Genomic DNA, 22412 nt, shown 5'->3' on the forward strand with positions numbered 1-22412 from the left:
AAAGTTATCTCGTTCTAGAGTCCGGACTGGGGTTATCCCGTGACCGGCCTTGAAAGACCAAAATAATTGGGAACGACATGAACGACAGCATCCGCCTTATCCTCAACGGCGAGGATATTTCACTTTCCAGCCTGCGCCCGACCGAGACGCTCCTCGATTTTCTGCGTCTCAACCGGCATTTGACCGGCACGAAAGAAGGATGCGCGGAAGGCGATTGCGGCGCCTGCACTGTGCTGGTCGGCCGGCTGATCGATGGCGGATTGCATTACGAGTCGGTCAATGCCTGTATCCGTTTCGTCGGATCGCTGCATGCCACCCATGTCGTCACCGTCGAACATCTGGCCGCCAAGGACGGCACGCTACACCCCGTACAGCAGGCCATGGTCGACTGTCACGGCTCGCAATGCGGTTTCTGCACGCCGGGTTTCGTCATGTCGCTTTATGGCCTGTGGCTCGCGACCGAAAAGCCGAGCCGGGCACAGATCGAAAAAGCCCTGCAAGGCAATCTCTGTCGCTGCACCGGTTACGAGCCGATCGTCAAGGCGGCCGAACAGGTAAGCCAGGCGCGTCCGAGCGCTCTGTTCGATCCTCTTGAAAAGACAAGGGCGGACATCATCGCCCGCCTCTGGGCCATGCAGGGCGGCGATACCATCACCATTGCCTCCGGCGAAGATCGCCTGATCGTGCCGGGCTCGGTCGCAGCCCTTGCGCAAGTGTTGGCCGACGAGCCGAAGGCGACCGTCGTTGCCGGCTCCACCGATGTCGGCCTCTGGGTCACCAAGCAGATGCGCAAGCTCGACCCCGTCGTATTCATCAACCATCTGACGGACTTGCAAAAGATTGTTATGGAAGACACCGGCCTCACCATCGGCGCCGGCGTCACCTACACCCAAGCCTTTGCAGCCATGGCCGAAAAGATCCCGGCGATCGCGAACCTCATCAACCGCATCGGCGGCGAGCAGGTGCGCAACATGGGCACGATCGGCGGCAACATCGCCAACGGCTCGCCCATCGGCGACACGCCGCCGCCACTGATCGCGCTCGGCGCGACCGTGAAACTGCGCTCCGTTGCCGGCACCCGCACGCTGCCGTTGGAAGACTTCTTCATCGATTACGGCAAGCAGGACCGTAATCCCGGCGAATTCGTCGAAAGCATTTTCGTGCCCTATCCCGCCGAAGACATTCATTTCGCCGTCTACAAGATCTCCAAGCGCCGGGATGAGGATATTTCGGCGCTCTGTGGCGCTTTCCACTTGGCACTGGATGCAGCCGGTAACGTCGCCGATATCCGCATCGCCTTCGGCGGCATGGCCGGCACGCCGAAGCGCGCCCGCACGGTGGAAGCCGAACTGATCGGCAAGCCCTGGACGGAAGCAACGGTCACCGCCGCCCGCTCGGCCTTCGATGCCGATTACACACCGCTCACCGACTGGCGCGCCAGCGCCGAATACCGGCAGTTGACCGCCAAAAACCTGCTCATCCGCTTCTATCTTGAAACGGCTGGTGCGCCGCAGGAATTGAAGCGCTTCGCAACGGTGGAGGCATAATCATGGACAAATCCACCTTCGAAGAACGCAAGGTCATCAACGGCTCGATGCATGGTTCGCTGAAGCACGACTCGGCGCACAAGCATGTAACGGGCGCCGCCGACTATATCGACGACCTGCCGGAGCCGGCGGACCTTCTGCATGGCGCACTTGGCCTTTCCGACCGCGCCCATGCGGACATCGCCGGCATCGACCTCTCCGCCGTGAAAGCCTATCCGGGCGTCGTCTGGGTGTTCACTGCAAAGGACATTCCCGGCGCCAACGACACCAGCTCCAACGGCATGCATGACGAGCCGCTGCTGGCCGACACCAAGGTCGAGTTTCACGGCCAGCCGATCTTCGCCGTGATCGCCGAGACCCGCGATGCAGCCCGTCGCGCCGCGCGCCTTGCCAACATCGACTATCGCGATCTGCCCCATTGGAGCGACATCGATGGCGCGCTCGCCAATGGCGCACCGGTGGTCTACGAGCCGATGACCCTGAAGCGCGGCGAGCCGGAAACCGAGATGGCCAATGCCAAGCACCGCATCAAGGCGCAGATGCGCATCGGTGGCCAGGAGCATTTCTATCTCGAAAGCCACATCGCCATGGCGATCCCCGGCGAAGACGACGAGGTTGCCGTTTGGTCGTCCACCCAGCATCCGAGCGAGATCCAGCACATCGTCGGCCATGTGCTCAACATTCCGTCCAACGCCGTCACCGTCAACGTGCGCCGCATGGGCGGCGGCTTCGGTGGCAAGGAAACGCAGGGCAACCAGTTCGCAGCCCTCGCCGCTGTCGCCGCCAAAAAGCTTGGCCGCGCCATCAAATTCCGCCCCGACCGCGACGAGGACATGGCTGCCACCGGCAAGCGCCACGATTTCCTGGTCGATTACGAGATCGGCTTCGACGACGACGGCCGCATCCACGCCGTCGACGCGACCTATGCCGCCCGCTGTGGCTTCTCCTCTGATCTCTCCGGCCCGGTCACCGACCGCGCCTTGTTCCATGCGGATTCGAGCTATTTCTATCCGCATGTCCATCTCGTCTCGAAACCGCTGAAGACGCACACTGTTTCCAACACCGCCTTCCGCGGCTTCGGCGGCCCGCAGGGCATGGTCGGCGGCGAACGGTTCATCGAAGAGATCGCCTATGCGCTGGGCAAGGACCCGCTGGAGGTCCGCCGTGCGAATTTCTACGGCCAGCCGGGCTCCGGCCGCACGCTGACGCCCTATCATCAGGAGGTGGAGGACAACATCATCCACCGTATCGTCGACGAGTTGGAAGAGAGCTCCGACTATCAGGCGCGGCGCAACGCCATCATCGAGTTCAACCGCTCCAGCCGCTTCATCCGCAAGGGTATCGCGCTGACGCCGGTGAAATTCGGCATCTCCTTCACCATGACCGCCTTCAACCAGGCCGGCGCGTTGGTGCACATCTATCAGGACGGCTCCATCCATCTGAACCATGGTGGCACGGAAATGGGCCAGGGCCTCTATACCAAGGTGGCGCAGGTTCTGGCCGACAGTTTCCAGGTGGATATCGACCGGGTGAAGATCACGGCCACCACCACCGGCAAGGTCCCGAACACCTCGGCGACGGCAGCATCCTCCGGCTCCGATCTCAACGGCATGGCAGCCTTTGACGCCGCCCGACAGATCAAGGAGCGGCTGGTTGCCTTTGCCGTCGAGAAATGGGGCGTCGCCGCCGAAGAAATACAGTTCCTGCCGAACCGGGTGCGGGTCGGCGACATGGAAATTCCCTTCCCGGATTTCATCAAGCAGGCCTATTTCGCGCGCGTGCAGCTTTCCGCCGCCGGCTTCTACAAGACGCCGAAAATCCATTGGGACCGCAAGGCCGGCCGCGGCACGCCGTTCTATTACTTCTCCTATGGCGCCGCCTGCTCCGAAGTGTCGATCGACACGCTGACCGGCGAATATCTGATCGACCGCACCGATATCCTCCACGATGTCGGCCGGTCGCTGAACCCGGCGATCGACATCGGCCAGGTCGAAGGCGCTTTCGTGCAGGGCATGGGCTGGCTGACGACCGAAGAGCTTTGGTGGGACGCCAAGGGGCGGCTGCGCACGCACGCGCCTTCGACCTACAAGATCCCCCTCGCCTCCGACCGGCCGAAGATTTTCAACGTCCGCCTTGCCGAATGGTCCGAAAATGCCGAGGCCACCGTCGGCCGCTCCAAGGCCGTCGGCGAACCGCCTTTCATGCTCAGCATCTCGGTGCTCGAAGCCTTGTCCATGGCCGTCGCTAGCGTCGCGGACTACCGCGTCTGCCCGCGGCTCGACGCGCCGGCAACGCCGGAACGGGTGCTGATGGCGGTAGAGCGGCTGAAGGGGATGTGACCATGGCGGTCCGCGAAGTGCTTTCCGGCGTCATACCCAGGAGCGACTTCCGCGCATTTCTCGCGACACGCCCCTCTTCCATCCTCATCGAGATCGTTGAAACACAGGGTTCAACGCCGCGCGAGGCTGGCACCTTCATGCTCGTTTCCGAACGTGCCATCTGGGGCACGATCGGCGGCGGGCAGTTCGAATTTTTGGCGATCCAGAACGCCCGCGAATTGCTGGCGGGCAACGGCGTCGAACTGATGGACATCCCGCTTGGGCCGGAGATCGGCCAATGCTGCGGCGGTCGCACGCAACTGTGCTTTCAGAAGATGACGGCACAATTGCTCGAAGAACTCGAAGCCAAACGGGCCAGCGAAGCGGAACATCGGCCCGAGACCTATCTCTTCGGCGCGGGACATGTCGGCCATGCTCTCGCGGCCGCGCTGGCACCTCTGCCGCTTGCGGTGACGGTGATCGAGACGCGGAAGGAGGAATTGGCAAACCTGCCGGCAGAGACGAAAACTGTGCTTTCGCCAATGCCGGAGGCGCTGGTGCGAGATATTCCGGCCGGCTCGGCCATCGTCATCCTGACCCATGATCACGCCCTCGATTTCCTGATCGCCAAGGAAGCGCTCGCTCGCACCGATCTTGCCTATGTCGGCATGATCGGCTCGGCAACCAAGCGGGCCACCTTCTCCCGTTGGCTGACCCGCGAAGGCGGCGACAAGGCCTCGCTTGAGCGACTGACGCTGCCGATCGGCGGGGCCACGGTGAAAGACAAACGTCCGGAAGTGATCGCCGCCATGACGGCCGCCGAGCTGCTGACGGCCTTCGCGGCTTACCCCATACGATCATCCTCATAACGCGGCTCGCGCCCGTCCAGAAAACCCAGATCGCGCTTAAGCCGATCCGGCATTCCCTCCAGATCCAAGTGTGGCGAAGGCTCTGTGCCCCTCATGAAGACCTGCGCCAGTGTTTCCAACATGCGGGCCAAGGCTGATGGCCCGGCGTTCGTCTGTTCGACGGCATAGCAATCCATGACAATACCTCAATCCAATCGGTGATGTGGATTGCAGTTTGCCGCTGAAAATGCTGAAATTCCAATCGAACAATCGTCTGCATACATAAAGAGAACTTATCCATGAAGCTCTCGAAACAGTTTCCGCTGAATGCGCTGCGGGTCTTCGAGGCCGCTGCCCGACACGGCAGTTTCACGCGCGCCGGTAAAGAGCTCGGCATGACGCAGACGGCCGTCAGCTATCAGATCAAGCTTCTGGAGGAGAATGTCGGCGAGCCGCTGTTCCTGAGGCGGCCGCGCCAGATCGAGTTGACCGACGCTGGCCAGCGCTTGGCGCCGAAGGTAAGCGAGGCCTTTGGCATGCTGCATGAGGCGATGGCTTCGGTCAGCAGCGATGCCGAAACCACGCTCCTCATTCACTCGACACCGACCTTCGCCTCACAATGGCTTGCTCGCCACCTGGGCTCATTTCAACTGCTGCACCCGAATGTCGCGGTACGGCTTGCCACATCAGACAAGATCATTGATTTCTCTCGCGAGTCGTCCGACATCGCCATTCGCAGTGGCCGCGGAACTTGGCCGGGGCTGCGCGCGCATCTTTTGATGAAAATGAACTTCACGCCCATGCTGAGCCCAGCGCTCGGAGCCAGCATCGGCGGCGTCCATACGCCGGCCGATCTTCTCAAACTTCGGATCATCGATGCCGGCGACCCGTGGTGGGTGCAATGGTTCGAAGCGGCTGGGGTTCCGGATCCCGGCCTGCAAGGCCGGCCGAGAAGCAGGCTTGGGGCACAATCCTTCGAAGCAAGCGCCGCCATCGCCGGACAAGGCGTCGCCGTCCTGACGCCTGAATTCTATGCCGACGACCTAGCCGCCGGCCGGCTTGTCCAGCCCTTCGATATCCTCTGCAACGATGGCTCGAATTATTGGCTCGCCTATCCCGAAAACAGACGTCACATGCCAAGAATCCGCGTTTTCCGGAATTGGATACTCGGCGAGTTCGGCATGCCGCTGGAATAGGCGTCGTTCAATAGGCCATATCCGGCGCATAGAAGCAGCGCGGCGTGTTCTCGTCCGGAAACAGACAGAGATGATAGGCTCCGTCCGGCGAACGCATCGTCTTGCGCTGTGGCAGCGTGAAGATATGGGCGTGCGTCACGTAGCGATGATCTCCGGGATAGAGTGTGATCCGATAGCCGCCCGGGATAACGGTAACCGTGCGCGAGGGGATCATCTCGCAATCACCGGTCTTGCTGTCACCGTTGCAACAATAAGGATCGTAGGACCAGCCGGAGGGCGCATCGTGCGCCATGGCGGAAGTTGCGAAGAGGAATAGTGCAAACGCCAGTATACCACGCATGGGCAAATCTCCGACGATGCGGCGAACCGGGGGCTCCGCTGCCCGTTTATCGCCGACGGCGCTGAAAAAAGCGTCCGATTTTGATCTATGGCGAACTTAACGCTCGACAAGAGCGGCAGTATATCGGTCACGGAAGTGTGTGATAATACGAAAAGTAGTCCCTCGCTCAAACTCCGCTTCCCTCTGCGCCCAACATTTTGCAAGGTGTCGAGTCGGAGGAAGAAAAGGGGACCTGAATGTATGAATACGCCATAGCGTGGGAATGGCTGGCCTTTGCTGCCCGCTGGTTCCACGTCATAACCGCCATTGCCTGGATCGGCTCGTCTTTCTATTTCATCGCGCTTGATCTTGGGCTGGTGAAGCGCCCGCATCTTCCGCCCGGCGCCTACGGCGAGGAATGGCAGGTGCATGGCGGCGGTTTCTACCACATCCAGAAATATCTGGTGGCGCCGGCCACGATGCCCGAGCACCTGACGTGGTTCAAATATGAGAGCTATTTCACCTGGCTTTCAGGCTTCCTGATGCTCTGCATCGTCTATTACGGCGGCGCAAATCTCTTCCTCATCGACCGGCATGTGCTCGATGTCAGCGTTCCCGTCGCCATCCTGATTTCGCTGGCTTCGCTCGCTGGCGGTTGGATCGTCTATGATCTGCTCTGCAAGTCGCCGCTCGGCAACAATACCTGGGGCCTGATGGTGGTGCTCTACGCCGTCCTCGTCTTCATGGCGTGGGGCTATACGCACCTGTTCACCGGCCGCGCCGCCTTCCTGCATCTCGGTGCCTTCACGGCGACGATCATGTCGGCCAATGTCTTCATGATCATCATTCCCAATCAGAAGATCGTCGTCGCCGACCTTATCGCCGGACGCACGCCCGATCCGAAATATGGCCGCATCGCAAAGCAGCGCTCGTTGCACAACAACTACCTGACGCTGCCCGTCATCTTCTTCATGCTGTCGAACCACTATCCGCTGGCCTTCGGCACCGCCTATAACTGGATCATCGCGGCGCTGGTGTTCCTCATGGGCGTCACCATCCGCCACTGGTTCAACACGACCCATGCCCGCAAGGGGCGGCCGACCTGGACCTGGATCGTCACCTTCATCCTCTTCATTCTCATCATATGGCTCTCGACCGTGCCGAAGATTCTGACCGGCGAGAAGGATGCCAACGCCATCGCACCGGCTTTCCAGCAGTTCGCATCGGATGCACACTTTCCGGCCGTGAAGCAGATGATCTCGACGCGCTGTTCGATGTGCCATGCCGCCGAGCCGGCGTTTGAAGGCATTGCGCGGGCGCCGAAGGAAGTGATGCTGGAAAACGACGCGGAAATCGCTATGCATGCCCGAGATATCTATATTCAGGCCGGCCGCAGCCACGCCATGCCTCCCGGCAACGTCACCGATGTGACGCCGGAGGAACGCAAGCTGCTGGTCGCCTGGTTCGAAAGCTCCGTCGGAGAAAAAGACCAATGATTACCCTTTTGCGCGGCCGCCTGCTCTCCTTCAAGCGTGCGCCGCAGAGCCTGAGCGACACGGACAGCTACTCGTATGAAAGCGATGGCGGCCTGCTGATCGAGAATGGCATCATCGCAGCCGTCGGTCCCTATACGGAGGTCAAAGCGAAAGCGCCCGCAGACGTCGCCGAAGTCGACCACCGGCCGCACCTGATCCTGCCGGGCTTAATCGACATGCACCTGCATTTCCCGCAGATGCAGGTCATCGCCTCCTATGCCGCAAACCTGCTGGAGTGGCTGAACACCTATACCTTCCCCGAGGAATGCCGCTTCGTCGAAAGCGCGCATGCTGAGCGTATCGCCACCCATTTCTACGATGAGCTGATCCGACACGGCACGACGACGGCAGTTGCCTATTGCTCGGTGCACAAGACCTCCGCCGATGCTTATTTTGCCGAGGCCATGCGACGCAACATGTGCATGGTCGGCGGCAAGGTGATGATGGACCGCAATGCACCGCAGGGCCTGCTCGACACACCGCAGATGGGCTACGACGAGACCCGGCAGGTGATCGCCGACTGGCATGGCAAGGGCCGCAATCATGTCGCCATCACCCCACGCTTCGCCATCACCTCAACGCCTGAGCAGATGGAAGCGACCGCCGCACTCGCGCGCGAATTCCCGGATCTGCATATCCAAACGCATCTTTCCGAGAATGACGACGAGATCAAATTTACCTGCGAGCTCTATCCGGAAGCGATCGATTACACCGATATCTATGCGCGCTACGGCCTGCTCGGCCGCAAGAGCCTGTTCGGCCACGCGATCCACCTTTCCGAACGCGAAGCCGACGCCATGAGCGAAGCCGGCGCCGTCGCCGTCCACTGCCCCACGTCCAACCTCTTCCTCGGCTCCGGCCTCTTCCCGCTGAAAGCGCTTGCTCGCCGCGAAAAACCCGTCCGCATCGGCGTCGCCACCGATATCGGCGGCGGCTCCAGCTATTCGATGCTGCGCACGATGGACGAGGCCTACAAGATCCAGCAGCTTCTCGGCGAACGGCTGAACCCATTGGAAAGCTATTACTACATGACCCTTGGCAATGCCGAGGCCCTGTCGCTGACCGATAAGATCGGCACTCTCGATCCCGGCACCGACGCCGACCTCGTGATCCTCAACGCCTCGGCAACGCCGGCCATGGCGCTGAAGATGGAAGTGGTGAAGAGCCTGACCGAGGAGCTCTTCCTGTTGCAGACCATGGGGGATGATCGGGCGATCATCGAAACCTATGTCGCTGGAAAGCCGATGAAATCGATCCTGCAATAAAGCGATCCGACCTCGCCGCAATGTAACCGCCCAGAGGACAAACAGCCATGACCGCGCCGCTCACCATTGCCGAACTGAAGAAGCTCGCTCAGCGGCGCGTCCCGAAGATGTTCTTCCAGTATGCCGATTCCGGTTCTTGGACGGAGTCGACCTACCAGGCGAACGAGGCTGACTTCGCCAAGATCAAGCTGCGTCAACGCGTGCTCGTCGACATGTCCGACCGGTCGCTGGCAACCAGCATGGTCGGCCAGAAGGCTGCCATGCCGGTGGCGCTGGCGCCGACGGGTCTTACCGGCATGCAGCACGCCGATGGCGAGATGCTGGCGGCTCGCGCGGCGGAAGAATTCGGCATTCCTTTCACGCTCTCGACGATGAGCATCTGCTCGATCGAAGACATCGCCGCGGTCACGAAGCAGCCCTTCTGGTTCCAGCTCTACGTCATGAAGGACCGCGATTTCGTCTTGAACCTGATCCAGCGCGCCAAGGCGGCGAAATGCTCGGCACTCGTGTTGACGGCCGACCTGCAGATTCTCGGCCAGCGCCACAACGACATCCGCAACGGATTGTCGGCGCCGCCGAAAATGACGGCGAAAAATCTCTGGCAGATGGCAACACGGCCCGGCTGGTGCATAGGCATGCTGAAGACGAAGCGTCATTCCTTTGGCAATATCATCGGCCATGCCAAGGATATCTCCGACATGACGACGCTGTCGCACTGGACGCATTCGCAGTTCGATACCAAGCTTTCATGGAGCGATGTCGGCTGGATCAAGGAGCGCTGGGGCGGGCCGCTGATCATCAAGGGAATCCTCGACGTCGAGGATGCGAAGGCCGCCGTCGCTACCGGTGCGGACGCGATCATCGTTTCCAACCACGGCGGCCGGCAGCTTGACGGCGCTCCTTCGTCCATCAGCATGCTGCCGAGGATCGTCGACGCCGTCGGCGACAGGATCGAGGTACACCTCGATGGCGGCATCCGCTCCGGCCAGGACGTGCTCAAGGCCATGGCCCTCGGCGCCAAAGGCACCTTCATCGGCCGCCCTTTCCTCTATGGTCTGGGTGCCATGGGTAAGGAGGGCGTGACCCTCGCGCTTGAGATCATCCGCAAGGAGCTGGATATCTCCATGGCGCTCTGTGGCAAGCGGGATATCAAGACGGTGAATCGATCGATCCTCGCCGATCTCTAACGCAACCAGCCCGTCGCCAGACCGCTAGCCCATTCCATGCGGCCATTCTGCGCCGCCAGCTTCGCCATCGCCATGTGATCGTAGGCCACCTGCCGGAATATAGGCAGCCACATGCCGTCCACCTTCTCCAGAATGGCATAGGAGGCGAAGGGATGGCCTGCTTCAACCTTATGAAAATGAGGCAGATCGTCGTCGTAGGCGGGGCAGCCGACGCTGCCGGGATTGACGATCAGGCGGCCATCGGCAAGCCTGACAACGCGCTGAATATGAGTATGTCCGCACAGGATCAGTGGAAAATCGATGCCGGCGGCCAGTGCTTCGATTTCCTCGATGGGCTTCTGATAGACATGACCGTCTGGCGAGACGGATTCGAGCCAATAGGTATTATCGTCTTTGGGCGTCGCATGGCAAAGATAGGCCTCGTCCCTATAGACGGCACTGAAGGGCAAGCTACGCAGCCAATCGAGATGACGCTCGGCCAGTTCGGCATGGGCGGCACTATCCGAAGCGTGCATCTGCTCGGGCATCTGCTCGATCAGATACCGATCATGGTTGCCGCGAACCGTCACGGCATCAAGCGCAAGGAGAATATCCGCTGTCTTTCCCGCCGTCAGCGGCCCGCTAAAGCAGTCACCGAGATTGACGATGTCGGCAATGCCCTCCCCGCGGATATCCGCAAGCACCGCCTCCAGAGCCAGATGATTGCCATGTACATCCGCAATCGCCGCAAAACGCAAGTCTCAGCTCCCGCGATAGGTGGAATAGCCGTAGGGCGAGATCAGCAGCGGCACATGGTAATGCGCCGTCGTATCGGCAATGCCGAAACGGATCGGCACAAGATCGAGGAACGCCGGCTCCGGCAGCTTGGCGCCGGTTGCTCGTAGATAGTCGCCGGCGCGGAAGAGCAGCTCGTAAGTCCCGGCGATAAAACTGTCGTCGACCAGGATCGGCCCGCCGTCGACGCGCCCATCCGAATTGGTCGTGACCGTCTTCAGATGCCTCCGCGTCTCACCCTCGATCTTGAAAAGATCGATCGTCAAGCCTTCGGCGGGCTTACCGAGAGCAGTGTCGAGCACATGGGTGGTCAATCCGGTCATAGCGTCGGCGCTCCGATGATGAAGGGGGTGTCGAAGAAATATTCCTCGAGATTATTTCCAGGCCCGTCGCGATCCACGATGAGAAAATCACTCCGCTCGCCGAGCGCCATGAGGGGATAGTGCCAGACATTGCGGTAATAATTCACGCCCTGATCGCCTTGCGCCAGGAAAACTTGCGGCCTGCCGGGCTTGCCGCCCTCATCACGCGCGACCACAACGAGGAACGGCCAGCCGTTCAACGGTACGAAGCACTGGCTGCCGAAGGGATGACGCTCCATCATGTCGATCGAGAAGGGAAAGGCACGCGGCTGGCCGCGAAACAGATTGATGATGACCCTCGCTTCGTCGCCCACGGCCTCCGCGCTCGAAAGCGCATGAAACCGCTCCGTCGTGCCGCCATTGATGAATCGCATCGTGGTCGGATCAGCCTCGATCACATCGCCGAACGGCGCGAATGCGGCTTTTGTCAAAGGCTTGATGTCCAGATGCTGTGTCATTGAATGATCATTCGCCTTCCGCGCGCCAATGGCGAATGGACTCCAATCGCAGGAGCAGCTCCGGAAGAGATTTCTGTGCGATGTCCCATAGGGTCGTCAACTCGATGTCGAAATATCCCTGCATAATCCGATTCCTGAAGTCGCGCATCTCATCCCAAGACAACTCCGGATGGTCAACGACAAACTCAGGATAGTCCTCCGCAATGCGCGCAGCCGCCTCGCCGATCAACATGAGATTCATGCCGGTAGCACGCTGCTTCTCAACATTTTTGAAAAACGCTGCTTGATCGACTCCTCGAAGGAATTGATCAATTTCAGATGCAGCCCGCTGCATGCGCTCAAGGTAAATGATCAGCCGATCCAAACTCATACCGGCTTCACTTCGTCGACAATGGTCTGCCGTCTGCTTCCAGCTCTATCCAATGCTTTCCAAAGCCTCATCACAGCACCCTACCGAGCGGATACTAAGCCATGAACGGACCGAAACATAGCGTGCAGGCCGCGCATCAGCCTTCAGGAAGCATGGATTGCAGCCGCAGCAGGGCGATCTTCTCCACCTGCGCCGTCGCGGTCGCAAATTCCGCGTCCCGGTCATTGCCGATCCGTGTTTCGAAGGCGGCAAGAATGTCGTCTTTGCCCAGCCCCTTGACCGCAATGATAAAAGGGAAGCCGAATTTCGCTACGTAAGCCGTATTGAGCTCGGTGAAGCGCGCATGCTCGGCCGGTGTCAGCCGGTCAAGCCCGGCGCCTGCCTGCTCCTTGCGGCTGTCTTCGGTGAGCTTGCCGGCGATTGCGAGCCGACCGGCGAGATCGGGATGCGCGCGCAAAACGCCAAGCCGCTCGTCAGCGCTGGCAGCGCGGAAGATGGCGGTCAGCGCGCCATGGACACCGCCCGATGTCAAAGGCTCGGCAATTTTTCCGGTGTCATAAGCGCGTTCGGCGATGAACGGAGAGTGCTCAAAGACGCCGCCGAAGTGGGTCACGAAATCATCACGCGATATCATCTCAGGGCGCGCCTACGGGAAGGTGATGCTGGTGCCAATGGTTGGCGATCTCGATGCGCTTGGGTATCCAGACCTTGTCGTGCTTCAGCACATATTCAATGAAGCGCCTGAGCGCCGCTGCGCGACCCGGTCGCCCAACCAGACGGCAATGGAGGCCGACCGACATCATCTTCGGGCTCCCCTGCTTGCCCTCTTCATAGAGCGTGTCGAAAGCATCCTTGAGATAGGTGAAGAACTGATCGCCGGAATTGAAGCCCTGTGGCGTGGCGAAGCGCATATCGTTGGTTTCGAGCGTGTAGGGGATGATCAGAAATGGCTTACCGTCGATGCCATCGACCCAATAAGGCAGATCGTCGGCATAGGAATCCGACGAATAGAGGAAGCCGCCTTCCTCCATCACCAGCCGCAGCGTATTGTCGGAGGGCTTGCCCTGGTACATGCCATAGGGCCGCTCACCGGTCAGCTCTGTATGCAGGCGCACGGCTTCGAGGATGTGCTTGCGCTCCAGATCCTCTGAAAAATCCTTATATTCCAGCCAGCGATAGCCATGACTGGCAATTTCCCAACCGGCTTCCTTCATGGCGGCGACCGCTTCAGGATTGCGCGCCATGGCGAGCGTCACGCCATAGACGGTCGCCTGTACCTTGAGTTCGGTAAACATGCGCCACAGCCGCCAGAAGCCCGCGCGCGAACCATATTCGTAGATCGATTCCATGTTGAGATTGCGCTGGTTTGGCCACGAGGCCGCACCCACGATCTCGGAGAGCAGGTTTTCGGAGCCACCATCACCATCGAGAATGCAGCTTTCCCCGCCCTCTTCGTAATTGATCACGAACTGCACCGCGACGCGGGCGTCACCCGGCCATTTCGGATCGGGTGTATTGCGGCCATAGCCGACGAGATTGCGGGGATAGGTATCGGACATCAAAGCACCTTCTCGAATATGCGAGGACGGTAGCATTCACGGCCGGAATGTCGAGACGGAAAGTGTGAAATCTACTTTCCTTTCAACGTCGAGGTCTCAGGCGATCTTACGGGCGCTGACCTTGCCCATGGGATGCAGCGAGTGCACCCGGAACGGCCCGCCCGTGCCCTCTTCCATCATCAGCGCGATGTTCGACACCGGCATCGGCTCGGCAAGCACCGGCTCGAAGAAATCGCGCAACACCCGCTCCATCCGCGGCAGATCGGCGGGGCTGACCGTGCCGGTCAACATCATCTGGAAGCGGAATTCGTCCATCACATGCGGATGGCCCCATCGATGCAAATTGGCGAACTGCGCTGCCGACAGGCCGTCGGGATCGCTGCGCTCGATTTCCGCTTCGGTCAGCGGCGCGCGATAGTGATCGAAGGCCTGGATCAGCGACGCCGCCAGGAAATTCATCTGCTGAGATGGTTCTGATGGCACCAGCCCGAATGCACCGCCGAGACGCGCGACCTCCATCCGCGGAATCTCAAACGGCGTCACGGTGCCGGAAAAACGCATGAGATCGCGCAGAAGCGCCGCCTCGGACATATCCTCAGCCAGGCGAAACGGCGCTTTCAAAGTGCCGTTGAAGCCATAACGGCGCGGCACGGCGGTATGGAAGGCGATTTCATGAATGCCGAGGCCGCGAATAGCGGGCGGATCGACCATCTCGCCGGAATAGACATTGCGGCCGAGCCAATTTGCGGCCACGAGCGTCAGCGGATCGCTCGCAGACGGCGTGAAGCAAATGGCGTAGCGCATAAAATCTCCTCCAGAGCGCGAAAAGCCGGCCGACCGATCCAACCGGCAGCCGATGGGCAAGGAGATAGGTGATTTGCGTGACAGATTAACGACCTGAACGGCGTTTATATTCACGTTTTATGTGATGCTACCATAATGTGATGCGAAAGGGCGAAGCCTTCGGGCAGCTTGAAAGAACAGGGAATTTCCATGGCCTCCCGGATCGCTGCTTCGGCCAGGCGATGCGCAAGGCCGAAGCTGACCTTGAAGCCGCCGGTCAGCGCGATGAGCCGCGGATGGTCCGGATGCGCTCCCACCATGGGGTCCCGATCGATCGCCTTCGGCCGCAAGCCGGCCCAGCGTTCGACCACTTCGGCATCCGCCAGTTCCGGCGCCATTGTTCGCGCAGCGGTCAGCAGCTTATCCAACTGACCATCCGTCGATACCGGATCGTCGAAGCGGTTCTCGCTCGTGCTGCCGACTGCGACCAATCCGCCCTCATGCGGAACGATATAGAGCCCATCGCGGAAAATCACCGGCGAGCCGAGATCGACATCCGCTTTCAGCAGCGCCGCCTGACCCTTGACCGGCTGACCGAGTAAAGAATGACGTCCGGGCGTCAATCCATCCAATAGCGGAAAGGAGCGATGCCCGGAGGAGAGGATGCAACGGCTAAAGCAAATGGTGCCTTCGCGAGTCGTCGCGATACCGCGATCTGGATCGATACTTTGGATTTCCAGACCTTCGGCAAGCCGGACATGCTTCGCCCTATCAAGAAAGCCGGTAAGAACCCTTATGAAAGCTCGCGGCGCCACGCGGGCGGCGAGCGTGTCGAAGACGAATCCGCTGTCGCCGGCGGCCGGATCGATCCAGCCGTCTACCGGCGCAGCTTCGAGCACATGCCAATGAAATCGCCGCTCGCCATGATGCCAATGCGTTTCGGCATCCTGCGAGTGGCCCAAAGCGATCTTATGTAGATGCGGCTTCGGCAAAGGCATCAGCCGGCCGGAACGACGGTATCCGGCGGCAAGCCCGGTTTCCGCTTCCATCGCGGCAATCTCGTCCTCGAGAGAAACCAGCGCATCGAACTGGAACTGCTTCTTCTCAGACCACTTATCCGGCATATGCGGCATCAGCGCGCCCAGCAGGCCGCCGCTTGCCCCCTGCCCCAGCCGACCTGCGTCGACGAGCAGAGTCTCGATGCCCAGACGCTCCGCATGCACCGCCGCCCAAAGGCCCATGATGCCGCCGCCGACGATCAGCAGTTCGACGGATGATTGACCGGCAAGCCCCGGAGGATTATCGGCTCTTCCCATGACAGATCCAGTTTCCGATCAGACGCCCGCGGCAAACACTAATGCGGCAAGCCAAACGCTGGAATGGCGCGACGGCGATATGCCCTATTCGACCGCCTTTGGCGACCATTTTTATTGCCAGACCGATGGCCGGCTGGAATGCGGCCATGTCTTTCTCGCCGGCAACGGTCTGCCCGCGCGCTGGGATGAGCAACGGAGCTTCCTGATCGGCGAGCTTGGTTTCGGCACCGGCCTGAATTTCTGCGAGACCTGGCGGCAATGGCGCCAGCACCGCAAACAGGGTTCGCAACTTCACTTCATGTCCTTCGAGCTCTATCCGATGCGCGCCGCGGAGATCGACCGCGCGCTGTCGCACTGGCCGGAAATCGATGTCGAACGTCGGGCACTCGTCGCCGCCTGGCCGGAAGAACCGCGCGACATCGTCACGCTCGCCCTCGATGCTGAGACGCGCTTGAGCGTCGTCTGTGGCCCGGCGATCGACGGCGTGCGCCAAGCTGCAACAGGCTTCGACGCCTGGTACCTCGACGGCTTTGCCCCTTCCAGAAACGGCGATATGTGGTCGCCGGAGCTGATGCAGTTCCTCCATGACAAGACCGTCGCCGGCGGCACCTTCGCCACCTATGCCGCCGCCGGTTTCGTGCGTCGCAACCTGCAGGCGGCGGGCTTCACGGTCGAGCGGCGCAAAGGATTTGCGGGAAAACGCGAAATGCTCTGCGGCGTCAAATAAGTTTACCTGGTGGAACGCTCGGTCTGCAGCATGGCATCGCCGAGCCAGCGGCGGGCTTTGGTTTCCAGGAGTTCCGGGCTGATCGGCTTGGACATATAGTCGTCCATGCCCGCATCCAGACACATGTCGCGGTCGACATCGAGCGCATGCGCCGTGACACCGACGATCGGTACGTGCCAGCCCTGTCCCGCCTCCGTTTCCAGTTGCCGGATCATGCGCGTTGCCTGATGGCCGTTCATGATCGGCATGGAGACATCCATCATGATCAGCGATGGCCGAAGCCTTCGCCAAGCCTCCACGGCTTCCTGGCCGTTCGGGACCACGAGGAAACGCAGGCCCGTAACCTGCAGAATCTGCGTGAAGACGATCTGGTTGACCTCATTGTCCTCGGCAACGAGGATATCGATAGCGCTAACCGGCTTCGCCGCCACTTCGCGCTCGACGGCATCGATGGCGGCAACGGCCTCGGCCTCGATCGACTTCGAAGCGGCAGCGATTTCATCGCCGCTCATCCGCTGCCGGCGTGCCGTGCGCACGACATCGATGATGGTGTTACGCAGCACATTGGCGCGGGCTGGCTTCATCAGATGTGCTTGACCGTTCAGCGCCGCAAATTCCTTGTCGCTGCCGGCGACGTCCATGGATGTCAGGAAAATCAGCGACACCTTGTCGAAGCGAGAATCGGCGCGAATTGCACGCGCGACTTCATCGCCGTTCATGTCCGGCATGTGATAGTCGAGGATCACGGCATCGACCGGCACGCCCATGTCGAAAGCGGCATGGAGGATCGCGAGCCCCGTCTTGCCATCCTCGGCCGCGTAGCCGTCAAAACTCCATTGCTCCAACTGCTCGGTCAATATCCGGCGGTTGATCTCATTGTCGTCGACGACAAGAATACTCGCGCCCTTGACATTGACCGGCACCGGACGCGCTTCGTTGCGCATGGCCGCCGGTGGCATGGGCAGATGCACGGTGAAAACCGAACCCTTGCCCCACTCGCTCTCGACTTCGAGATAGCCGCCAAAGAGATCGACCAGCCCGGCAGTAATGGCAAGGCCAAGGCCTGTGCCTTCGTGGCGGCGCGTCGAAGAAGCGTCGACCTGCGAAAACTTCTCGAAAATGGAATCGAGCTTCTCGTCGGGAATACCAATGCCGGTGTCTTCGATACGCAACGTCAACATGATCTCGCCATTGTCGACCGGCCGGCTGTCCACCTCGACCAATACGTGGCCGCGCTCGGTGAATTTGACCGCATTGCCGACGAGGTTGGTGACGATCTGGCGGAAGCGGCCGGCGTCTCCCAGCACCATGGCCGGCACCTCGGGCGCGGTGCGCACCAGCAACTCGATGTCCTTGTCCGCCGCCGGCGAAGACAGCAGCGTCGCAACATCCTCCACCGCCTCGGCCGGATCGAAGGCAGCCTTGCGCAAGCGCATCTGCCCAGCATCGATCTTCGAGAAATCCAGAATATCGTTGATGATCGTCAACAGTGCATTGCCAGACTTGACGATGATGTCGACAAAGGTCTTCTGCCGGGCGTCGAGATCGGTCTTGGCGAGCAGCTCCGCCATGCCGAGAACACCGTTCATCGGCGTGCGGATTTCATGGCTCATGTTGGCGAGGAATTCGGACTTGGCACGGTCGGCGGCTTCGCTGCGCGAAAGCAGCAGTTGCAGCTCGGCCTCGCGTTCCTTCATCTCGGTGACATCGGTCAGCACCACGGTCCAACGGCGGCTTTCGCTCATCGTCGCTTCGAGCTGCATCCAGCGCTCGCCAGCGACCTGGAACACCGCCGAAACCGGCTTGCTCGCCGCCATGCTTCGGCTCCAGATACGCCGAACTGCCCCCGGATGGTGACCGAAATCGCCGCGCGCGGCGCAATGATGGAAGGCGGCGGACCAATGCTTACCGACCTCGAGATCGTCTGCCGGAATGCGCAGCATGTCCCGCACGGCATCGTTCGCCAGCATGATGATGCCGTCTTCGACGATGAGCAGTCCCTGCGACATGGCATGCGTCGCGTCCGTCATCAGCTCGCCGAGGCGTTCCAGCGCAAGACGCGCCTCGGTGATCTCACGGGCTTGCTGACGCACGGAGGAGATGTCCGCATAGGCGACCAGCATGCGGCCGTTCGAAATGCGGCGTGCATCCGCGATGACGGATTTGCCGTCGGCAAAGTTCATCTCAGTCTGGAAATGCGGTCCGGCATTGCGGAAGGATTCCAAACGCGCCTGATAAATATCGTCGATACTGCCGGCATCGGCATCGTATCGGCCAAGCTCAAAGTGCTTGGCGACAAGATCTCGATAAGACCGGCCTTCGAAGCGTTCGTCCTTCGGGAATTCCCAGATGTCGTAAAAGGCATCGTTGGTATATTCCACAACATAGTTGCCGTCGTGGATCATCACGCCGATCGGCATCGAGCGCAGGATGTTCTCCAAATCCTGATGCAATGTTTCGGCGTGCGCCTGCGCCTCGATCAACTCGGTCTCGCGCAGCTTCAACACCGAAATATCGGTCATGGACCCGACGGCATAGCGCTTGCCGTCAGAGGTGACGACGCGGTTGACGCGCGTCATGATCGGATGCGTCACATGCTCCCGATCGATCACCGTACCTTCGAATGCGAGTGCGCGCCCTTCGTTCAGCACCCGCTCGTTTTCCGCGAAGTAATCGTCGCCGCCGGTTTCGAACATTTCCTGTTCGGTCTTGCCCAGCACCTCGGCGCGGCTGAGCCCCGTGATGGCCGCATAGGCCTCGTTGGAATAGATCAGCCGATGGCTGGCATCGCGCACGAAGGCGGCAACCGGCAGGTCTTCGAGAATTGTGCGGTAAAGTCCGATCTCGTCGACGTCACCCGGGATATCGCCGCTTTCCCGATCAGAAGAGGCACGCGAAGGCACGGCCGGCGCGTCGAGGAACATGCCAAAGACATAAAGGCGGTCTTCAGACGGCGAAAAACTTTCGATCTGCACACGGGAACGTTCCCGCCCCGTCGGGTCGAAGCATAGCGCCATCTCTTCCGAGCCGAAGACCAGCGCCCGGCGCTCCTTGTCTTCGCGGTCGGCTTCCTCGCCGCTATCGAAGAGATCACGGCTGCGATTGCCGATGAAATCGCCGATGTCGCGGCGAAAAAAGCGCGCATAGGCTTCGTTGACGGCGACGTATCGCAGATCGCTGTTCTTGACATAGGCCGGCTGATCCAGATCTGCGATCCGGCGGCAGGCCATCTCCAGCAATTCACCGTCCGAGTTCAACGGGACCCCTCTTCTCACCGCTCGCTATAGTTTACTGAACCCAAGCTTTATCACAAATCGCTTTAACAAGCCGTTAACCATATTGCGAAGATGCAGAACGTCGCGTTCAGACCATTGACTATCCCAGAACGGACGTCCTTTGGTCGCAAACGACGGCAGCATTTGAGGTCGAACTCTGCCAAGAATCATATGAGCACAATGGTGGAGCGAGAGCATGAGCGACGATAGAAACACGGCCTTGCACGAGACTGACACTGCTGCCATTCCCGTCGAGCGCCGCCGCCGGGCCGGAGGTCGCGGGGCCGAGCGCAGCCGCAAGCCGAGTGGCACGAAATACCTCAACCTCGTCAACAATCTCGCCCGTACCGAACTTCTGTCGCCCGAGGCGCTCGACGATATCCACGAGGCGTCGCTGACCATTCTCGAAGAGATCGGCATGGACATCATCCTGCCGGAAGCGCGCGAGCGCATGAAGGCCGCCGGCGCCGATGTCACGCCGGGCAAGGAGCGCGTCCGCTTCGACCGCGGCATGATCACGGAGCTGATCGCCTCCGTCCCCTCGACCTTCACCTTGCACGCCCGCAACCCGCTCCGAAACGTTCAGATCGGCGGCAGGAACCTCGTCTTCGCCCAGGTCGCCTCGGCGCCTTTCGTCGCGGATCGCGAGGGCGGCAGACGCGCCGGGAATCAGGAGGACTTCCGCAAGTTGATCAAGCTTGCCCAATCCTACGACGTCATCCACCTGACCGGTGGCTATCCGGTCGAGCCTATCGATATTCACGCTTCGGTCCGCCATCTCGATTGCCTCTCCGATATCGTGAAGCTGACCGACAAGGCATTTCATTGCTATTCGCTCGGCAAACAGCGCAATCTCGATGCCATCGAGATCGCCCGCATCGGCCGCGGCATCAGCATGGAGCAGATGGAGCGGGAGCCGTCGCTCTTCACCGTCATCAATTCCTCCTCCCCGCTGCGCCTCGACGGACCGATGCTGCAGGGCATCATCGAGATGTCGTCGCGGGGTCAGGTCGTCATCGTTACGCCTTTCACGCTGGCGGGTGCCATGGCGCCGGTGACCATCGCTGGCGCGCTGGTGCAGCAGAATGCCGAGGCGCTCTGCGGCATTGCCTTCACGCAGATAGTGCGCAAGGGCGCGCCGGTCATGTATGGCGGCTTCACCTCGAACGTCGACATGAAAACGGGAGCCCCCGCCTTCGGCACGCCGGAATATATGAAGGCCGTGATTGCCGGCGGCCAGCTCGCCCGCCGCTATGGCATCCCCTACCGCACCTCCAACACCAATGCCTCCAATACGCTGGACGCCCAGGCAGCCTATGAATCGGCGCTGTCGCTCTGGGCGCTGACCCAAGGTGGCGGCAATTTCGTGCTGCATGCGGCCGGCTGGAGCGAGGGCGGCCTCACTGCCTCCTTCGAGAAATTCATTCTCGATGTCGACATGCTGCAGATGGTCGCCGAATTCCTGACACCGCTGGATGTCAGTAGCGAAGCGCTGGCGCTTGATGCCGTGCGCGATGTCGGCCCCGGCGGCCACTATTTCGGTACGGCGCACACACTCGCCCGTTACGAAACGGCCTTCTATTCGCCGATCCTGTCGGACTGGCGCAATCACGAGACCTGGACGGAAGCCGGCCGGCCAACGACCTATGATCACGCCAACCGCATTTTCAAGGAAACGCTCGCCCATTACGAACATCCGCCGCTCGACCCGGCGATTGAGGAAGAGCTGGACGCCTTTGTCGCCAAGCGCAAGAAGGAAGGCGGAGTCCCCACCGATTTCTAGTTGAAAATCAAAGGCTTTCACCTAGCTATCGTGAACAAAATTTAATGTCGAGACCCTCTTTTTAGCCGCGACTTCGCCCGCTTTCCTCCGCACCTTCAAGCTCGGCGTCGGCTGGGAGCTGTGTTTTGGGAAAGGGATTTCGATGTCTTTGCTTCGCACTTTAACGACGGACGGTTTGATCGCGCTGACGCTTGGCAGCGCCGCCGCCGTAACCACAACGACTGCCGGCGCCTCCGAGCGCGGCGCCTTCTTCGGCGGTCTTGCCGCCGGTGTCGTCGGCGGCGCCCTGGCTGCCGAAGCCGTGTGACCGGCCTACCCGGTCTATCCGGCTTATTATCCTGCCTATCGAACCTATTACGCTCCGGCCTATGTACGCGCCTATCCCGACTGCTACTGGGCATGGCGTCACGATGGTTGGGGTTGGCCCTACCGCGTCGAGGTCTGCCGCTAAGCCTATAAAGATCGGCCGCGACGCCGCCGGATTTCCGGCGGCACTTTCGCCGACCTTCCGAAAAGCTTTTGGCTTCACCTCTTGACTTCGGCGGCGAATAAGACCAAATGCGCGTCAGCTTTCACCTTCCGGCCGCCGCGTGAGCGTGCCCTGCGGGACTAAACGTACGCAAGAGAGGGACAAAAGCGCTTTTGAAATGAGACCGCACCCAAGGCGGTCGGATGCGCTGGAAAGCTTTTTCCAACTTACAAGTTCCCACTTCACGCGGGGTTCTTGACGCCAGAGACAGACCGGACCGCATGGTGCGACCCGGCCTATTCGCTTTGGCGCCCCGAAAGG

General features: G+C 60.7%; 19 protein-coding genes and 1 pseudogene. 10 read left to right on the forward strand and 10 right to left on the reverse strand.

Annotation, left to right across the window (positions count from 1 at the left end; all coding sequences use genetic code 11):
- The first annotated feature begins 77 nt into the window (after positions 1-77).
- The 4 genes from xdhA (at position 78) to C9E91_RS13280 (ending at position 5909) form a co-directional block, all read left to right on the forward strand.
- On the forward strand, positions 78-1547 hold the full coding sequence (gene xdhA, locus C9E91_RS13260) for a xanthine dehydrogenase small subunit (RefSeq protein WP_107108744.1): 1470 nt from the start codon (positions 78-80) through the stop codon (positions 1545-1547).
- 2 nt (positions 1548-1549) lie between these two features.
- Positions 1550-3886 carry a xanthine dehydrogenase molybdopterin binding subunit gene (gene xdhB, locus C9E91_RS13265; protein ID WP_107108745.1) on the forward strand — a complete coding sequence of 779 codons (2337 nt, stop codon included), beginning with the start codon at positions 1550-1552 and terminating at the stop codon, positions 3884-3886.
- A 2-nt stretch (positions 3887-3888) separates the two neighbouring features.
- The gene (gene xdhC / locus C9E91_RS13270) at positions 3889-4734 is read left to right on the forward strand and encodes a xanthine dehydrogenase accessory protein XdhC (RefSeq protein ID WP_107108746.1); all 846 of its coding nucleotides are present in this window, start codon (positions 3889-3891) and stop codon (positions 4732-4734) included.
- A gap of 278 nt (positions 4735-5012) precedes the next feature.
- Positions 5013-5909 (forward strand): LysR substrate-binding domain-containing protein, encoded by an 897-nt coding sequence (locus tag C9E91_RS13280; RefSeq protein WP_107108748.1) that lies wholly within the window; start codon positions 5013-5015, stop codon positions 5907-5909.
- Positions 5910-5916: 7 nt separating this feature from the next.
- Here the strand turns inward: C9E91_RS13280 and C9E91_RS13285 are convergent, their stop codons facing one another.
- On the reverse strand, positions 5917-6249 hold the full coding sequence (locus C9E91_RS13285; protein WP_107108749.1) for a hypothetical protein: 333 nt from the start codon (positions 6247-6249) through the stop codon (positions 5917-5919).
- A 236-nt stretch (positions 6250-6485) separates the two neighbouring features.
- On the opposite strand from C9E91_RS13285, the gene C9E91_RS13290 reads away from it, so the two are divergent.
- Genes C9E91_RS13290 through C9E91_RS13300 form a run of 3 tightly spaced genes read left to right on the forward strand, consistent with a single transcriptional unit; the run spans position 6486 to position 10215 of the window.
- Entirely contained in the window at positions 6486-7724 is a 1239-nt protein-coding gene (locus C9E91_RS13290; protein ID WP_107108750.1) for a urate hydroxylase PuuD, read from the forward strand.
- A complete protein-coding gene (gene guaD, locus C9E91_RS13295) occupies positions 7721-9028 on the forward strand; it encodes a guanine deaminase (RefSeq protein WP_107108751.1) in 1308 nt (435 codons plus the stop codon). Before C9E91_RS13290 ends, guaD begins: the two co-directional genes overlap by 4 nt.
- Positions 9029-9075: 47 nt before the next feature.
- Entirely contained in the window at positions 9076-10215 is a 1140-nt protein-coding gene (locus C9E91_RS13300; RefSeq protein ID WP_107108752.1) for an alpha-hydroxy acid oxidase, read from the forward strand.
- On the opposite strand, the gene C9E91_RS13305 is transcribed toward C9E91_RS13300, so the two are convergent.
- From C9E91_RS13305 to C9E91_RS13340, 8 genes are all read right to left on the reverse strand, one after another.
- Positions 10212-10952 carry a metallophosphoesterase family protein gene (locus tag C9E91_RS13305; protein WP_107108753.1) on the reverse strand — a complete coding sequence of 247 codons (741 nt, stop codon included), beginning with the start codon at positions 10950-10952 and terminating at the stop codon, positions 10212-10214. The genes C9E91_RS13300 and C9E91_RS13305 overlap by 4 nt on opposite strands.
- Positions 10953-10955: 3 nt before the next feature.
- Positions 10956-11312, reverse strand: coding sequence for a hydroxyisourate hydrolase (uraH, locus tag C9E91_RS13310; protein WP_107108754.1), 357 nt, complete (start codon positions 11310-11312; stop codon positions 10956-10958).
- Positions 11309-11809: an ureidoglycolate lyase gene (locus C9E91_RS13315; RefSeq protein ID WP_107108755.1), complete on the reverse strand. Its 501-nt coding sequence runs from the start codon at positions 11807-11809 to the stop codon at positions 11309-11311. Before C9E91_RS13315 ends, uraH begins: the two co-directional genes overlap by 4 nt.
- A gap of 7 nt (positions 11810-11816) precedes the next feature.
- A complete protein-coding gene (locus tag C9E91_RS13320; RefSeq protein WP_107108756.1) occupies positions 11817-12179 on the reverse strand; it encodes a HepT-like ribonuclease domain-containing protein in 363 nt (120 codons plus the stop codon).
- 136 nt (positions 12180-12315) lie between these two features.
- A complete protein-coding gene (gene uraD, locus C9E91_RS13325) occupies positions 12316-12813 on the reverse strand; it encodes a 2-oxo-4-hydroxy-4-carboxy-5-ureidoimidazoline decarboxylase (protein WP_107108757.1) in 498 nt (165 codons plus the stop codon).
- A 1-nt stretch (position 12814) separates the two neighbouring features.
- On the reverse strand, positions 12815-13741 hold the full coding sequence (gene puuE, locus C9E91_RS13330) for an allantoinase PuuE (RefSeq protein ID WP_107108758.1): 927 nt from the start codon (positions 13739-13741) through the stop codon (positions 12815-12817).
- Positions 13742-13834: 93 nt separating this feature from the next.
- Positions 13835-14542 (reverse strand): DUF1045 domain-containing protein, encoded by a 708-nt coding sequence (locus tag C9E91_RS13335; RefSeq protein ID WP_107108759.1) that lies wholly within the window; start codon positions 14540-14542, stop codon positions 13835-13837.
- A gap of 110 nt (positions 14543-14652) precedes the next feature.
- The gene (locus tag C9E91_RS13340; RefSeq protein WP_107108760.1) at positions 14653-15837 is read right to left on the reverse strand and encodes an NAD(P)/FAD-dependent oxidoreductase; all 1185 of its coding nucleotides are present in this window, start codon (positions 15835-15837) and stop codon (positions 14653-14655) included.
- Here C9E91_RS13340 and mnmC2 point away from each other — a divergent pair.
- Positions 15836-16564, forward strand: a complete 729-nt coding sequence (gene mnmC2, locus C9E91_RS13345; protein ID WP_107108761.1) for a tRNA (5-methylaminomethyl-2-thiouridine)(34)-methyltransferase MnmC2 — start codon at positions 15836-15838, stop codon at positions 16562-16564. The two genes, C9E91_RS13340 and mnmC2, sit on opposite strands and share 2 nt — an antisense overlap.
- Positions 16565-16566: 2 nt before the next feature.
- Here the strand turns inward: mnmC2 and C9E91_RS13350 are convergent, their stop codons facing one another.
- Complete coding sequence (locus tag C9E91_RS13350; protein WP_107108762.1) at positions 16567-19821, reverse strand: response regulator; 3255 nt, start codon at positions 19819-19821, stop codon at positions 16567-16569.
- Between the two features lie 214 nt (positions 19822-20035).
- Here C9E91_RS13350 and C9E91_RS13355 point away from each other — a divergent pair, with 214 nt between their 5' ends.
- On the forward strand, positions 20036-21622 hold the full coding sequence (locus C9E91_RS13355; RefSeq protein ID WP_107108763.1) for a trimethylamine methyltransferase family protein: 1587 nt from the start codon (positions 20036-20038) through the stop codon (positions 21620-21622).
- 142 nt (positions 21623-21764) lie between these two features.
- Positions 21765-22073 (forward strand): annotated as a pseudogene (locus C9E91_RS13360) (hypothetical protein).
- Positions 22074-22412: the final 339 nt, after the last annotated feature.

Source organism: Rhizobium sp. SEMIA4064 (assembly GCF_003025035.1).
GTDB lineage: Bacteria > Pseudomonadota > Alphaproteobacteria > Rhizobiales > Rhizobiaceae > Rhizobium > Rhizobium paranaense.